Consider the following 16,193-nt stretch of genomic DNA (forward strand, 5'->3'; position numbering starts at 1 on the left):
TTATGCCGCTTCTCAGGGTTCACATCTGCGGGGCGCGCGCGCTGTCAGTTGATAAATTCAGACTGACGAACGCCTCATCACTTTGCGCTTCCTGTAACCGGCCATCCAGCAAAGCAGGGATAGCGCGAGGAAAAAAGCAAATGCCGGCAGTCCCGACAGGGCATTTTCAATGAAGCGCCACGCTTCAGGGTGAATATAGTGAGCCAAGGCCGTTTCCACCATGGTGCGCGAGGCAGGAAGAAGATAGTTCCAGACGGACAGGATGCCGGTGATATTGACCGAGGATGTGGAAACCGAGCGGATCGAATCGAGTACGCCAAGAAAAACAGCTGCAATGAGAAGAAGAAAGCTCAAAAACCGCAAAAAAGCTTTCATCAGGATACCTCGGTTGCGGCTCGTCGTTTCGACAGCCATGTTTTGAAAGATATATTGCATCGATAAAGGCGGGAAAACCGGTTTGCAATCGCATCGGAAGGCAGGAAATTGCCGACAATTCAAAAAACTGTCAGATTCGTGTTGATCCCAGCGAATTCATCGGTATATATCGCGCCGTTCCAGTGATTTGCATTCCTCAAAACATGCAGATTTGAAAAAAGGACAGGTGGCCGAGTGGTTTAAGGCGCACGCCTGGAACGCGTGTGTGCGTGAAAGCGTACCGTGGGTTCGAATCCCACCCTGTCCGCCATTTCACCTCACCTCAATGACTTTATAAACGCGCCTCCGCATCGCCATGACCGTGGCAGTCAAAGTCACGTTTTTGCCCTTCTGCATGCCTTGATGGCTATGCTTCTGCACAGACAGGGGTTTCATCCGCTTTTTTGCAGCGCTTCACCCTCTCTTGCGCCTTGCAGCAGGAAAAATCGCTCCTTATATACGCCGCATAACAGCAGCGAATACTGCAAATCCAAGTCAAGGAGTTGTCCATGGAATGCCTCACGGGGTTCCGACAGCTCGCTTCAAGGAGAGAAGAGCATGGCAAAAGTAATCGGTATCGACCTTGGCACAACCAATTCCTGCGTTGCAGTGATGGACGGCAAGGACACGAAAGTTATTGAAAACGCGGAAGGCGCGCGCACTACGCCATCCATGGTGGCATTTTCCGACGATGGCGAACGCCTTGTCGGCCAGCCGGCCAAGCGCCAGGCGGTCACCAACCCGACCAACACCCTGTTTGCGGTCAAGCGCCTCATCGGTCGCCGTTATGAAGACCCGACCGTCGAAAAGGACAAGGCTCTCGTTCCCTTTGAAATCGTCAAGGGCGACAATGGCGACGCATGGGTGAAGGCTCAGGACAAGAACTATTCCCCTTCGCAGATTTCCGCGATGATCCTTCAGAAGATGAAGGAAACGGCTGAATCCTATCTCGGCGAAAAGGTCGAGAAGGCCGTCATCACCGTTCCGGCATATTTCAACGACGCCCAGCGCCAGGCAACCAAGGATGCCGGCCGCATCGCCGGTCTGGACGTCCTGCGCATCATCAACGAGCCGACCGCGGCAGCCCTCGCTTACGGCCTCGACAAGAAGGACGGCAAGACCATCGCCGTTTACGACCTTGGCGGCGGCACCTTCGATATTTCCGTTCTGGAAATCGGCGACGGCGTTTTCGAAGTGAAGTCCACCAACGGCGACACCTTCCTCGGCGGTGAAGACTTCGACATGCGTCTGGTTGAATATCTGGCCGGCGAGTTCAAGAAGGATCAGGGCATCGACCTGAAGAACGACAAGCTCGCTCTGCAGCGCCTCAAGGAAGCTGCCGAAAAGGCCAAGATCGAACTTTCGTCCTCGCAGCAGACCGAAATCAACCTGCCGTTCATCACGGCTGATGCTTCCGGTCCGAAGCACCTGACGCTGAAGCTGACCCGCGCCAAGTTCGAAAGCCTGGTGGACGATCTGGTGCAGCGCACCGTCGCCCCTTGCAAGGCTGCCCTCAAGGATGCCGGCGTTACCGCTGCCGAGATCGACGAAGTCGTTCTCGTTGGTGGCATGAGCCGCATGCCGAAGGTGCAGGAAGTCGTCAAGCAGCTGTTCGGCAAGGAGCCGCACAAGGGCGTGAACCCTGATGAAGTGGTTGCCATGGGCGCCGCCATTCAGGCCGGCGTTCTGCAGGGCGACGTCAAGGACGTTCTGCTTCTCGACGTGACGCCGCTGTCGCTCGGCATCGAAACGCTGGGTGGCGTCTTCACCCGTCTGATCGATCGCAACACGACGATCCCGACGAAGAAGAGCCAGACCTTCTCGACCGCCGAAGACAGCCAGTCGGCCGTGACGATCCGTGTCTCGCAGGGCGAGCGCGAAATGGCACAGGATAACAAGCTGCTCGGCCAGTTCGACCTCGTCGGCCTGCCGCCGGCACCCCGCGGCGTTCCGCAGATCGAAGTGACCTTCGATATCGACGCCAACGGCATCGTGCAGGTTTCGGCGAAAGACAAGGGCACCGGCAAGGAACAGCAGATCCGTATCCAGGCTTCCGGTGGTCTTTCCGACGCCGACATCGAGAAGATGGTCAAGGACGCTGAAGCCAACGCCGAAGCCGACAAGAAGCGTCGTGCGGGTGTCGAAGCCAAGAACCAGGCCGAAAGCCTCGTTCACTCCACCGAGAAATCCGTAAAGGAATATGGCGACAAGGTTTCTGAAACCGACCGCAAGGCCATCGAAGACGCCATTGCCAGCCTGAAGACGGCCGTTGAGGCTTCCGAACCGGATGCCGACGACATTCAGGCAAAGACCCAGACCCTCATGGAAGTTTCCATGAAGCTCGGTCAGGCCATCTACGAAGCGCAGCAGGCTGAAGCCGGCGCTAACGGAGAGGGCGGCAAGGACGACGTCGTCGACGCCGACTATGAGGAAATCAAGGACGACAAGAAGTCCGCATAATCGCGTGACTTCCCGTCTCCTGTCGATACATGCAAGACATCCGGCTGCCGAAGTGCAGCCGGAAATCCATTTGCGAGGCTTGTTATCTTAATGGCGAAAGCAGACTTTTACGAAACACTCGGCGTCAGCAAGACCGCGGACGAAAAAGAGCTGAAAAGCGCCTTCCGCAAACTCGCGATGAAATTCCATCCGGACAAGAACCCGGATGATGCTGATTCCGAACGGAAGTTCAAGGAAATCAACGAAGCCTATGAAACGCTGAAGGACCCGCAAAAACGCGCGGCCTATGACCGTTTTGGCCACGCCGCCTTTGAAAATGGCGGCATGGGCGGCGGTGGTATGGGCGGCGGCGGTTTCGCCAATGGCGGCTTCTCGGATATCTTCGAAGACATCTTCGGCGAGATGATGGGCGGCGGACGCGCACGCCGCTCTTCCGGCGGTCGCGAGCGCGGCGCCGACCTTCGCTACAACATGGAAATCACGCTGGAAGAAGCCTTTGCCGGCAAGACGGCGCAGATCAGGGTTCCAACCTCGATAACCTGCGATGTCTGTTCCGGTTCCGGCGCAAAACCCGGCACGCAACCCAAAACCTGCGGCACCTGTCAGGGTTCCGGTCGCGTGCGCGCAGCCCAGGGCTTCTTCTCGGTAGAACGCACCTGCCCCACCTGCCACGGGCGTGGACAGACGATTTCCGATCCGTGCAGCAAGTGCCACGGCCAGGGCCGCGTGACGGAAGAGCGTTCGCTTTCGGTCAACATTCCCTCGGGTATCGAGGATGGCACCCGCATTCGCCTGCAGGGCGAAGGCGAAGCCGGCATGCGTGGCGGCCCGGCGGGCGATCTCTACATCTTCCTGTCCGTGCGTCCGCATGAGTTCTTCCAGCGTGACGGTGCCGATCTCTATTGCACCGTGCCGATCTCCATGACGACGGCCGCTCTTGGCGGCACCTTCGATGTGACGACGCTCGACGGCACGAAGTCTCGCGTCACGGTTCCGGAAGGCACCCAGCCAGGCAAGCAGTTCCGCCTGAAGGGTAAGGGCATGCCGGTGCTGCGTTCGGCGCAGACTGGCGATCTCTACATCCAGATCCAGATCGAGACACCGCAGAAGCTCAGCAAGCGCCAGCGCGAGCTGTTGCAGGAGTTCGAGCAACTCTCGTCCCAGGAGAATAATCCGGAATCGACCGGCTTCTTTGCCCGGATGAAGGAATTCTTCGACGGCTGATCTGCGGCCGTTACCCACCAAAAAAAGCGCCGCCGTCTTTCGGGACTGGCGGCGTTTTTCGTTGATATCAGCCAGTAAAACCGCCCGCATCAAGATATTGCCGTTCCTCCGGCGTCGTTTCCCGCAGCAATATGTCGTTGCGATGCGGAAAGCGGCCAAAACGCGCGACGATATCGCGATGCTCTTCGGCGTGGTGGAGATAAAGCCCGCCAAGCGGCCGGTTGAGCGTGCAGGCACGCTCCTGATCCTCGATGCTTTCAGAATGGGAAAAGGGCAGATAGAAAAAGACCCGCAAATCCTCGGTCACCGCCTGATCGTGGCCGCGACGGATGGCCTCGCTGGCGAACATGCGTGCCAGCGGATCGGTTGCATACATATGCGCTGTCTCGCGAAAGCAGTTACGCGGGAACTGATCCAGCAGAAGCATCAGCGCGAGGCTGCTTTCCGCACCGTCCAGCCAGCCATCCAATTCGCGCCTTGCAGCGGCAAAATGGGCATCGCGGAAACGGTCATGAAAGTGATCGTCGAAGGCGGCGTCCTTGTCGAACCATTTTTCCGGTCCTGCCTGCTTCCAGAAATCCACAATTTCGGCGGCAAGTGCGGCTGTATCGCTCCTCATCGGGTCTCCCTCATCAATAATGCGGCGGCCGGGTGATTGCGGGTGCGTCCAGCGACTGCTCCTCAAGGCTCAGGAACCTTTCCGTCAACCGGTCGAGCTTGGCGCGGGTCTGTTCCACCACCTTCCACTGTTCCGTCAGCTGGTCGGACAGTTCCTCTATAGTCTTGGCCTGATGCGCGATCGTTTCCTCAAGCGCAATGATCCGTTTTTCGGTTTCCGACGTCATATCGACCTCTCTTTCCCGCCCTTCCTTGGCCCTAAAAAGCTTCAAGTCAACCATATGCCGCTTCGGTGAATCGGATTCCTCTCAGCGATCACATCAACGCAGAAACGCCGGCGACATTTCCATCACCGGCGTTCCGAATATTTCGAGACCTGCTCAGTCTTCTTCTACGAAAACCTCTTCGCGCTTTTTCTTCACGCTGGGCAGGAAGACGATGATCAGCACGGCCAGAGCAATAAACAGCAGGGTAGCGCTGATCGGTCGGGTGACGAAGGTCGTCGGATCGCCACGTGACAGGATCATGGCGCGTCGCAGGTTTTCCTCCAGCAGCGGCCCAAGCACGAAGCCCAGCAGCAGCGGCGCCGGCTCGCAGCGCAGCTTCACGAGCACATAACCAATGAAGCCGAAGAAGGCGACGGCGTAGAGATCGAAGACGTTGGAATTAACGCTGTAAACCCCGATGGCGCAGAAGGCCATGATGATGGGGAAAAGCACGTAATAAGGCACCGTCAGCAGCTTCACCCAAAGCCCGATCAGGGGCAGGTTGAGGATGACGAGCATCAGATTGCCAATCCACATCGAGGCGATGATGCCCCAGAACAGCGCCGGCTGCTCGGTCGCAACGTTCGGACCGGGCACGATGCCCTGAATGATCATCGCACCGATCATCAGCGCCATCACCGGGTTTGCGGGAATACCGAGCGTCAGAAGCGGGATGAACGATGTCTGGGCACCGGCATTATTGGCGGATTCCGGACCGGCAACACCGGCGACGGCACCGTGTCCAAACTCCTCAGGATGCTTGGAGACGCGTTTTTCGACGGTGTAGGATGCGAAGGCAGCGAGAATTGCACCGCCGCCGGGCAGGATGCCCAGTGCCGAACCGATGACCGTACCGCGCAGCACCGGGCCAACCATGGCCTTGAAGTCTTCCTTCGACGGCATCAGGCTGCTGACCTTGGCGATCAGCACCGAGCGCGTGCGCTCGTTTTCGAGATTGCGCAGGATTTCGGCGATACCGAATACACCCACCGCCACCGCAACGAAATTCAGCCCATCGGCATATTCACGGATGCCGAGAGTGAAGCGCGGCGCGCCGCTGTAGATATCCGTACCGACAAGACCGAGCAGCAGGCCAAGCACGACCATGGCCAGCGCCTTGACGATGGAACCATGGGCAAGCGCGATGGATGAGACAAGGCCGACGACCATCAGCGAGAAATATTCCGCCGCGCCGAATTCCAGCGCAATCGCCGTCAAAGGCGGTGCAAAGACTGCCACGAGAAAGGTGGAAACCGTGCCGGCGAAAAACGAGCCGATGGCGGCAATTGCAAGTGCGGCACCCGCCTTGCCCTTGCGCGCCATCTGGTAGCCGTCAATGGCGGTAACGGCGGATGAGGATTCCCCCGGCATGTTGATGAGGATCGCCGTGGTGGAGCCGCCATATTGCGCGCCGTAATAGATGCCTGCGAGCATGATGAGCGATGAGACGGGCTCAAGCTGAAAGGTGATAGGCAACAGCATGGCGATGGTTGCGGTTGCGCCGATGCCCGGCAGCACGCCAATCAGCGTGCCGAGCAGCACGCCAATCAGGCAGAAAAACAGGTTTGCCAGCGACGTGGCCGTGACGAAACCGAGAGCAAGATTATCAAGCAATTCCATTGCGGCACCTCAAAATTTAAGCCAGGGGCCGAAGCGCTGGAATGGCAGGCCGAGACCATAATTGAACACAGCAACGGAAAAGACCGTGATGGCGGCGGAAATAATGACGGCCATGAGCGGGCTCATCTTGTGCGAGGCGAAGGCTGCGATAAGGGCGCTGAAAAAAAGCGCCGGTACGAAACCAAGCCCCCGGACCGTGAAACCGAAAAAGATCGGCGCGGGCAGGATGAAAAAAATCCCCCGCCAGGCGATTGCACCGAGGGCATCGCCCTGCACACGGGTGGCGCGAATGAATATTACCGCGCCAAGCAGGATCAGCACGATTGCCAGAACAAGCGGAAAATAACCCGGCCCCATGCGGAAGGCGGTTCCGATATCCAGCCCGAAAGACTGCAACGCGAAAAAAGCGCCAAAACCGATGAAAATTGCCCCACAGGCTGCCTCGGCAGGGTCAATGAAAAACGACTTCATGAAAGATGCCCCTCCACTGCGGCCGGCCACACACCGTTCCGCGCGTTAAATTGACGGCAAGAAGCCGGCGGCAGGGTGCCGCCGGCAATTGCTTCAACCATCAGTCGGCATATTGGCCGGCGCCCTCGATCACAGGCTTCCAGCGGGCGATTTCGCTTTCAAGCTTGGTCTTGAGCGCTGCGGGCGTCGCATCGGCTTCCGGGGAAGGCGTGGTGCCGAGTTCGGCAAAACGGGCCGCCACGTTCTTGTCCTTCAGCGCGACCTGCAGCGACTTGGAGAGCTTTTCGTTGATCTCGGCCGGTGTACCCTTCGGCGTGTAGATACCGTGCCAGATACCCACCTCAAGCTTCGGCAGGCCCGATTCGGCAACTGTCGGTACGTCCGGCAGCACGTCGAGCCGTTTGGCCGAGGTTACGGCATAGGCTTTGACGGTCCCGCCCTGGATTTGCTTGGTGGTGTTGGTAGTCTGGTCGCACATGATATCGACCTGTCCGCCGAGCAGGTCGGTCATGGCCGGGCCTGTGCCCTTGTAGGGAACAGTGACCAGCGGTGTCTCGATCGCGCTCATGAACAACATGCCGCACAGATGCGAAGCAGCACCGATGCCGGCATTGGCAACGGTGACCTTGTCCTTGTTCGCCTTGGCGTAGTCGATCAGACCCTTGAGATCCTTGGTTTCGAGCGTCTTGCGCGACAGAATGGTCATCGGCACTTCCGTGACCAGACCGACATATTCGAAAGCGTTCAGGGTATCATAGGCGAGCTTGCGATAAAGCGTGGCGCTCGTCGCCATGCCGATGTGATGCAGCAGAACGGTGTAACCGTCCGGATCCGACGCCGCCACGCGGCCAGCGCCCAGCGTGCCACCAGCGCCGCCGACATTCTCGACGATGATCTGCTGGCCGAGATCCTTCGACATGGATTCAGCGACAAGACGCGCGACCGTATCTGTCGGGCCGCCGGCGGCAAAGGGCACGACCATGGTGATGTTGCGCTCGGGGTAGTTCTGAGCGGATGCAGAAAGCGCAAAAAGGGAAACGGCAGCGGCGGCAGCAAGGCCGGTAACTGTCTTCAGTATTTTCATCGATTCCTCCCGGATGAAAATGTTCGCCACTTCAGCCGCGCATGCTCCTCCATGGCGACCGGGGTGAGCCATTTGCGATCCGGGATTGCCGTTCAGCAACGGCGGTCTTGCGGCAAGGCGCGCTTTTATCGCCATCATGGGCAGCAATGGGTGGATTTCTACCCATACGGGCTCATCCATGGGTGGAAATCCACCCATCACACCTCGGTCATGTGCCGGTGCAGCTCATATTTCTGCATTTTTTCGTAAAGCGTTTTGCGTGAAATGCCGAGGCTCTCATAGACGGATTTCAGATTTCCGCCGTGGGCGGCGATCGCGCGCGCAATAAGGCTTTTTTCATAAGCGGCGACCCTTGCGGCAAGCGCCGCCTTGCCATCGCCCTCAAATGGCAGCGAGGTTTCGGAGACATCGCTTTCCAGACCGAGAACGAAACGGTCCGCCGCATTGCGCAATTCCCGGACATTGCCCGGCCACTCACGCAGGGAAATGACTGAGAGTAGATGCTGCGGAACGTCCATATCTTCCCGACCGTAACGGGCAGCAGCCTCCCGCACCAGATGGAGGAAAAGCAGCGGTATGTCGGCACTGCGCTGCGAGAGGGACGGCACGAGAATCGTCGCCACGTTCAGGCGGTAGAGAAGATCGGCACGGAACCGCCCTGCCGCGACTTCCTGCTCCAGATCGACCTTGCTGGTGGCGATGAAGCGGACGTCGAGCTCGACTGTTTCATTGGAGCCGAGACGGGTGATCACCCGTTCCTGCAACACGCGCAGGAACCGGCCCTGCAATTCAAAGGGCATGGAGCCGATCTCGTCCAGCAATATGGTGCCGCCGCGGGCATGCTCGAACTTGCCGTAGCGCGGGCGCAGCGCGCCGGGAAAAGCGCCAGCCTCGTGGCCGAACAGCTCGCTTTCGATCAGCGTTTGCGGAAGGGCGGCACAATTGATGGCGACAAAGGGCCGGTTGGCTCTGGCGCTGATATCGTGAAGTGCGCGCGCCACCACTTCCTTGCCCGCACCGGTATCGCCGACAATGAGCGTATCGGCATCGGTCGCGCCGATGGCGCGAATGCGGTAACGCAGATCGACCATGACCTGGGTTCTGCCGGGCAGACGCGTTTCGAGATCGTCATGCTTGCCCGCCACCGCCTTCAGGCGGCGGTTTTCCAGTACCAGTGCCCGCCGGTCGTTGGCTCTTTTTATGATGCCGGCGAGATATTGCGGGGTGAAGGGCTTTTCGATGAAGTCATAAGCACCGTTGCGCATGGCATTGACGGCAAGCTGCACATCGCCATGGCCCGTCATCAGGATGACAGGTATTTCCGGGTCAAGCTCCCGCACCTTCTGCAGCAGCGTCATGCCATCCATGCCGGGCATCCTGATATCGCTGACCACGACGCCATCGAAGCTGTAGCCGATGAGTTCAAGCGCATGTTCGGCGCTTGCCAGCATGGTGACCGCAAAACCGGAAAGTTCCAGCGCCTGCGCGGTGGAAAAACGCAGTTCCTCCTCGTCATCAATCAACAGAACCCGCGACATGGTCATTCCGCCGCCACCTCCACACGATAGGCTGCTGCCGGTAATTCGATCTCGAATTCCGCGCCGCCGTCTTCATGGTTTCTGACACGCAGCTGGCCGCCAAAATCCTTGATGATGTTGTAGGTGATGGAAAGGCCGAGACCAAGGCCACGGCCCACGCCCTTGGTGGTGAAGAAGGGATCGAAGATGCGCTCAGAAATCGCCGGAGGAACGCCCGGACCTCGGTCACGAATGAAAATCGACACCGTCTGACCGTGCAGCACGGCTTTCAAAGCGATGCGACGATCCTCGCGCCCTTCCACCGCATCGGCGGCATTGGAGATGATGTTGACCAGCACCTGCTGCAGCCGCACCGGCCCGGCCTTCACCGCAAGCGGCACCGGACCAAGATCAACATCCAGCACCGCATTGGCGACCTTCAGCCGTGCTCCAACAATTTCCAGCGTATCGCGAAGCACGGCATCCAGCGCGACCGCAGCCATTTTCTCATTGGGTTTGCGGGCAAAATTTCTCAGATGCCTGCTGATAGAAGCCATGCGATCGATAAGGCCCGAAATACGCCTGAGGTTTTCCGTCACCTCTTCCAGACGTCCACGTTCCACGAGAAGAGAGGCGTTTTCCGCATAATTCTTGGCGGCTGCGAGCGGCTGGTTGAACTCGTGCGAAAGTGCTGCCGACATTTGTCCGAGCGCTGCAAGCTTGCCCGCCTGAACCAGGTCATTCTGCATCTTGCGCAATTGTTTCTCCGTCTGGCGGCGCTCGGCGATTTCGTGTTCGATTTCACGGTTCACCCGCGCGAGATCGGCTGTACGCTCCTCCACACGCCGCTCCAGCTCCGCCTGAGCTTCGGCCTGGTGGGTTAGGCGTTCGCGCAGGCGCCGCCGTCTTTGCAGCATGGCGGCGACCACGGCAGCGGCAAGACACAGGCAGAGGATGATCGCGATCATCGCCGTCTTGACCTGCGTCCTGAGTGAGCCGGTATCCATCAGCACGCTGACCGTCCAGCCCGCGTCGGGCATCGGCTGCGACAGGACGAGATATTCCCTGTCACCGTCGTTCTGGCTGATCGTCATCAACTGATGAGAGCCGAAATTGCCGTTTTTCAGCGGCAGTTCCTTCAGGTCGGCATTGGCGTAACGGCGGGATGCCGCCGTGCGCGCAAGCCTTTCCGGTGTCAGCGGCATCAGGCCGGAATAAAGCCACTGCGGCGTTCCGGTCATGAAGATGATGCCTTCCGGGTCCGATACGAGAATGCGGTTTTCACCATCGCCGAACGACGCCTCTATGCCTTCAATATCGACCTTGAAGACGATGACGCCCTTGATCTCCTCGTTGAAGAGAATAGGCGCGGAAAAATAATAACCGCGCTTGTGGGAGGTGGTGCCTAGCGCAAAGAAACGCGACGGGAAGCCCTTGGCGGCATCCTGAAAATAGGGACGGTAGCTGAAATTCTCACCGACGAAGCTCGTGGGTCCATCATAGTTACTGGCGGCGATGGTCACTCCGTCCAGCGTGATGATGTAGATGTCGGAGGATTCCAGCAATGTATTGATGGATTTGAGATAGATATTGGCGCGCTGGCGCATCGCCTCATCCTGCGGATGCGCGACAAGCTCCTCAATGTCGTCGTGATCGGCGATCAGGGCGGGCAGCGGCTCGAAACGGCTCAAAAGCCCGCCAAGAGCCGAGACGGCCAGCCTGAGGGTGGTGCGGCCCTGATCGGAGACTTCGCCGAAATAGCTTTCCGCAATGATGCCGCTGCCCTTGGTCACGGCGCCGTAACCGAGGCCGAGGCTGAGCAGCGTCAATAACATCCAGCGATATTTCACCGAAGCTCCCCTCCCCGTTGCAGGCACCAGACCTGCTCTCCCGAACAGAGTGTAGGAGGAGTGATCGGATTTTCCAAGTAACCGAAAAAAGCAGCTAAACGGCCTGAAAACAAAAAACCGGCCACGAGGGCCGGTTTTCCGTAAAGATTATTTCAGAAAGCTTATGCGCTTTCCTTCGGCGTCAGAACCTGACGACCGCGATACATACCGGTCTTCAGATCGATATGGTGCGGACGGCGCAGTTCGCCGGAGTTCTTGTCTTCAACGTAGGTCGAAGCCTTGAGACCGTCAGCCGAGCGGCGCATGCCGCGCTTGGACGGGCTTGTTTTTCTTTTTGGTACAGCCATTTTTGTTACTCCACTTTAGCGGCGAAACAACGTAACCGGCCATAACCAAAGGCCGAATGTCGGGTGTCTCGATATCGGAAATTTGGCGCGCTTATACATGCCCAAACGGGCTTTGACCAGCCCTGACGCGCATTTTTTCCGATTAAGCCGGTTTGCTGCGACGGGCGGGCTGCAGTCCTTTGCAAATCATGCTTCACTTCCTATCAAAAACCACGAGTTCCCTAAAGTGGTTCATGTCCCTGAATTCACAGAAAGCTGGCGCGCGCATCTCGATTATCGGCGCTGCCGCACGCAGTTTTTCCAGCTCTTCATCCAGCATCGCCTGCCATCGCGGCAGGCACTCCGGATCGAACCAGCACGTGACATAAGCCAGCGTAATATGGAATTGGTAGGTGTCGTGATCGGGATGCCGATAACCGAAAGCTTCGGCAAATGTATCCCGCCACAGCGCAATGGTACGATCGTCTTCGGCGCTGGCACCCTTCAGCACCAGCCCCGTCGGCTTGAGACCAGTCACCTGCATATTGAAACCAGGCAGACCCGGAAAATCCGCCAGACGATCGCAATAATACTCCGTCATCGTGTCGATCGGAGTATCGAGTGGCATGTCTTCCGGCCAGTAGGGAAATGCACGGCGATATTCGATAATGCCCTGAAATACCGTCATATGCAGGCTGGAAACCGGTGTGAAGGCCAGCTGCGATGCCTCGGGCATATCCAGAAGACGCTGGCGTGTCCCGATGATTGCGCTTTCGGCTTTCGACCCTTCAACGAGATGGCAGACCACGGTATTGCCCGGCTCGAGCAGGAATTCACCATCCGTATTATAGCGGCGACCCAGATGGCGCGGCGGCTGATCATGGCTGGCAGCGGAAAAAGATTCCAGGTCTTTTGAAACGAGCGGGGCGTGCATGGGGAACTCCTTTTGAGACGTTTCCCCTAATCTGCGCACGCAACAAATCAATGACACCAATCGCTCAATGGCCGGTCAATTCCCGTCAATGCGCCTCGTCCCAGTTGTCGGCCGCGCGGGCATCCACCTTGAGCGGAACCCTCATGGAAATAGCCGGCATGGCTGCATTTTCCATCACCGAGACGACGATGGGCAGGGTCTTTTCGATTTCCCCTTCCTCGACTTCGAAGATGAGTTCGTCATGTACCTGCAGCAGCATGCGGGCGGAAAGCTTCTCCGCCTCCAGCACCGGCTCGATACGGACCATCGCACGGCGGATGATATCGGCTGCAGACCCCTGGATTGGTGCGTTGATGGCTGCACGCTCGTTGAAGGCCTTCATGGAAGGGTTGGAGGAGCGGATTTCCGGATAATGCGCGCGGCGGCCGAAAATCGTCTCGACATAGCCGTTCTCGCGGGCGAAAGCCTTGGTCGCTTCCATGTAATCGCGAATGCCAGGAAAACGCTCGAAATATTTCTTGATATATTCGCCCGCTTCGGAGCGCGCGATGCTGAGCTGGTTGGCAAGGCCGAAAGCGGAAATACCGTAGATGATGCCGAAGTTGATGGCCTTGGCACGTCGGCGCACTTCAGACGGCATGCCTTCCACCGGCACCCCGAACATTTCCGATGCGGTCATCGCATGAATGTCGATGCCGTTTTCGAATGCGCTGCGAAGCTGCGGAATGTCGGCGACATGGGCAAGCACACGTAGCTCGATCTGGCTGTAATCGGCGGAAAGAAGCTTGTGTCCGGGGGTGGAGATGAAGGCCGTGCGGATCTTGCGGCCTTCCGCCGTGCGCACCGGAATGTTCTGAAGGTTCGGCTCCGAGGACGACAGGCGCCCCGTGGTGGTGGAGGCCAGCGCGTAGGACGTGTGCACCCGTTTCGTCTGCGGATGGACATATCCGGGAAGCGCATCCGTATAGGTCGATTTCAGCTTGGTCAGCTGCCGCCAGTCGACGATCTTTCGCGGTAATTCGGCACCTTCCGCCGCCAGATCTTCGAGAACCTGCGCCGATGTGGACCATTGGCCCGTCTTGGTCTTGGAGCCGCCAGGCAGGCCCATCCGGCCGAACAGGATATCGCCGAGCTGCTTTGGCGATCCGATGTTGAAACGCTCGCCTGCCAGTTGGTAGACTTCCTCTTCGAAAGCAGCCGCCTTCTGGGCGAGTTCACCGGAGAGACGCGACAGGATCTGTCGGTCCACGGTGATGCCACGCTCCTCCATATGCGCCAGTACAGGCACCAGAGGGCGCTCCAGCCGCTCATACACACTGGTCAGCCGCTCGGCGGCAAGCCTGGGCTTCAGCACCATCCACAGCCGCAGGGTGACATCCGCGTCTTCCGCGGCGTAAGCGGTCGCCTTGTCAATATCGACGAAATCGAAGGTGATGCTCGACTTGCCCGATCCCGCCACGTCCTTGTAGGCGATCGGCGTGTGGCCGAGCCAGCGTTCGGAAAGCGTATCCATGCCATGCGTGGTTTTTCCCGCCTCAAGAACGTAGGAAATCAGCATGGTATCGTCGAAACTCTGCATGACGACGCCGTGGCGCTTCATCAGCAGGTAGTCATATTTGAGGTTCTGCGCGATTTTCAGAACGGCTTCGTCCTCAAGAAGATCCTTCAAACGTGCCAGCGCCTCGGCAAACGGCACCTGTCCTTCAGCAAGCTTGATGCCATCGCTGAAAAGATCGCCACCGGAGCCGGTCTTGTGCGTCAATGGCACATAGGCAGCGCGGATATCGGTGCCTGAGGCATCCTTGCCGTTATCGGCAATCGCCAGCGAGAAACCGACGAGTTCCGCCTGCATGGGGTCGAGCGAGGTCGTTTCCGTGTCGAAGGCGACGACACCTGTTTCGCGGGCAGCGGCAACCCAACGATCCAGCTCCGCCAAATCCCTGATCGTCGTATAGGCGGTCGTGTCGATCTTGGCGGCGGAGAAAACCGTCTGCCGTGCCGTGGCGAGATCGGTGGGCGCACTGCCCTCCCCTGTCACCTTCCGTGCCGGAGCGGTGGTTGACGCTGGCGCAGCGGTCTTGTCATCAGCTGCGGTAACTGCAGGCGTGGCATCGAGGTCTGGTCCATGGGCATCAGTGCCCCATTGCACCGGCACATTGGCGGCTTCGATGGCCGAGGCATCGCTATCGGTGGCTTCAGCTACCCGGCGCGTCAGCGTCGTGAACTCCATTGCCTTCAGGAAAGCGATGAGTTTCGGCCCGTTCTGCGGTTCGAGCACCAGTTCTTCCAGAGACTGCTCCAGCGGCACATCGGTTCTGAGCGCCACAAGCTGTCTGGAAAGGCGGGCAAGATCGGCATTGGCGATGATATTCTCGCGGCGTTTCTGCTGCTTGATTTCTCCTGCCCGCGCCAGCAGCGTGTCGAGATCGCCGTATTCTTCCAGCAATTGCGCGGCCGTTTTCGGCCCGATACCAGGAATACCCGGAACATTATCGGTGGAATCGCCGGTCATCGCCTGAAGGTCGATCATCTTTTCCGGGGCTACACCCCATTTTTCGACGACATCGGGAACGCCGATCTGCTTGTCCTTCATGGCGTCGTACATATGCACATTGGCCGTGACGAGCTGCATCAGATCCTTGTCGGAAGAAATGATGGTGACATCGGCGCCAATCGCCTCCGCCTGACGGGCGTAAGTGGCGATGATGTCATCCGCCTCGAAGCCTTCCGTCTCGATGCAGGGAAGGTTGAAGGCCCGTGTCGCCTCGCGGATCAGGCCAAACTGCGGCACCAGATCTTCCGGCGGTGCGGTGCGGTTGGCCTTGTATAGATCGTACAGCTCGTTGCGGAAGGTTTTCGACGAATAGTCGAAAATCACGGCAAAATGCGTGGGCGTGACGCCGACATCGGTATTGCGCGCATCCTTCAGGAGCTTCCACAACATGTTGCAGAAGCCGGAAACGGCGTTGACCGGCAGCCCATCCGACTTGCGGTTCAGCGGGGGAATGGCATGGAACGCCCGGAAAATGAAACCGGAGCCGTCAACGAGGAAGAGATGATCGCCTTTTTTCATGGCGATATGGATAGCGCGGGGCCGTTTTGACGTCCACAGAAAGTTCAAACAACGCACCGCAAAGCGCATGGAGCTAAGCCGCTGGAGGCACCGGCAAAATTCGCGTGAACCTTACGAATTTGTAATAGATTTTCCCTTGAAAAGCCGCATTTGCACACACATTTCTTAGGGGACGGCGCCTGATCACGCCGTAGTCTGATTGTAGGCTCGTCCCCCGCCGCATCAGACCGGACAAAGGCCTTTCCCCCCTCTCCGGGCCTTTGTCCTCTAATATGACCGCCATGGCCGTCCCCTCCCGGCCATGGCGGTTTTTATTTGTGCCGGGTTTCTGACTGG

At 58.5% G+C, this 16,193-nt stretch carries 13 protein-coding genes and 1 tRNA gene; 3 read left to right on the top strand and 11 right to left on the bottom strand.

The features are described from left to right. Positions 1-57: 57 nt before the first annotated feature. Entirely contained in the window at positions 58-375 is a 318-nt protein-coding gene (locus tag ACQZ5Y_RS05230; RefSeq protein WP_013635245.1) for a hypothetical protein, read from the bottom strand. Positions 376-595: 220 nt separating this feature from the next. On the opposite strand from ACQZ5Y_RS05230, the gene ACQZ5Y_RS05235 reads away from it, so the two are divergent. The 3 genes from ACQZ5Y_RS05235 to dnaJ all read left to right on the top strand — a co-directional run bounded on the left by ACQZ5Y_RS05235 (position 596) and on the right by dnaJ (position 4,098). Beyond that, positions 596-685: transfer RNA gene (locus ACQZ5Y_RS05235), tRNA-Ser, on the top strand. A gap of 287 nt (positions 686-972) precedes the next feature. Beyond that, on the top strand, positions 973-2,874 hold the full coding sequence (dnaK, locus tag ACQZ5Y_RS05240; protein WP_003514373.1) for a molecular chaperone DnaK: 1,902 nt from the start codon (positions 973-975) through the stop codon (positions 2,872-2,874). Positions 2,875-2,964: 90 nt separating this feature from the next. After that, entirely contained in the window at positions 2,965-4,098 is a 1,134-nt protein-coding gene (gene dnaJ / locus ACQZ5Y_RS05245) for a molecular chaperone DnaJ (RefSeq protein ID WP_025592053.1), read from the top strand. Between the two features lie 67 nt (positions 4,099-4,165). On the opposite strand, the gene ACQZ5Y_RS05250 is transcribed toward dnaJ, so the two are convergent. The 10 genes from ACQZ5Y_RS05250 to polA form a co-directional block, all read right to left on the bottom strand. Next, positions 4,166-4,717, bottom strand: a complete 552-nt coding sequence (locus ACQZ5Y_RS05250) for a DUF924 family protein (protein WP_013635243.1) — start codon at positions 4,715-4,717, stop codon at positions 4,166-4,168. A 13-nt stretch (positions 4,718-4,730) separates the two neighbouring features. Then, positions 4,731-4,943 (bottom strand): SlyX family protein, encoded by a 213-nt coding sequence (locus ACQZ5Y_RS05255; protein WP_013635242.1) that lies wholly within the window; start codon positions 4,941-4,943, stop codon positions 4,731-4,733. Positions 4,944-5,096: 153 nt separating this feature from the next. After that, on the bottom strand, positions 5,097-6,602 hold the full coding sequence (locus tag ACQZ5Y_RS05260; RefSeq protein WP_013635241.1) for a tripartite tricarboxylate transporter permease: 1,506 nt from the start codon (positions 6,600-6,602) through the stop codon (positions 5,097-5,099). A 9-nt stretch (positions 6,603-6,611) separates the two neighbouring features. After that, the gene (locus ACQZ5Y_RS05265; RefSeq protein ID WP_013635240.1) at positions 6,612-7,073 is read right to left on the bottom strand and encodes a tripartite tricarboxylate transporter TctB family protein; all 462 of its coding nucleotides are present in this window, start codon (positions 7,071-7,073) and stop codon (positions 6,612-6,614) included. A 100-nt stretch (positions 7,074-7,173) separates the two neighbouring features. Further along, a complete protein-coding gene (locus tag ACQZ5Y_RS05270; protein WP_026330668.1) occupies positions 7,174-8,157 on the bottom strand; it encodes a tripartite tricarboxylate transporter substrate-binding protein in 984 nt (327 codons plus the stop codon). Positions 8,158-8,354: 197 nt separating this feature from the next. Further along, the gene (locus ACQZ5Y_RS05275; RefSeq protein ID WP_003514350.1) at positions 8,355-9,701 is read right to left on the bottom strand and encodes a sigma-54-dependent transcriptional regulator; all 1,347 of its coding nucleotides are present in this window, start codon (positions 9,699-9,701) and stop codon (positions 8,355-8,357) included. Beyond that, positions 9,698-11,524, bottom strand: a complete 1,827-nt coding sequence (locus ACQZ5Y_RS05280) for a sensor histidine kinase (RefSeq protein WP_162696543.1) — start codon at positions 11,522-11,524, stop codon at positions 9,698-9,700. Before ACQZ5Y_RS05280 ends, ACQZ5Y_RS05275 begins: the two co-directional genes overlap by 4 nt. Positions 11,525-11,685: 161 nt before the next feature. Beyond that, complete coding sequence (rpmF, locus tag ACQZ5Y_RS05285) at positions 11,686-11,871, bottom strand: 50S ribosomal protein L32 (protein ID WP_003514347.1); 186 nt, start codon at positions 11,869-11,871, stop codon at positions 11,686-11,688. 193 nt (positions 11,872-12,064) lie between these two features. Next, positions 12,065-12,784: a DUF1868 domain-containing protein gene (locus ACQZ5Y_RS05290; RefSeq protein WP_174049103.1), complete on the bottom strand. Its 720-nt coding sequence runs from the start codon at positions 12,782-12,784 to the stop codon at positions 12,065-12,067. A gap of 85 nt (positions 12,785-12,869) precedes the next feature. Further along, positions 12,870-15,857: a DNA polymerase I gene (gene polA / locus ACQZ5Y_RS05295; RefSeq protein WP_174049102.1), complete on the bottom strand. Its 2,988-nt coding sequence runs from the start codon at positions 15,855-15,857 to the stop codon at positions 12,870-12,872. Positions 15,858-16,193 lie beyond the last annotated feature (336 nt).

The sequence above is a fragment of the Agrobacterium sp. A3-95 genome, assembly GCF_053521785.1.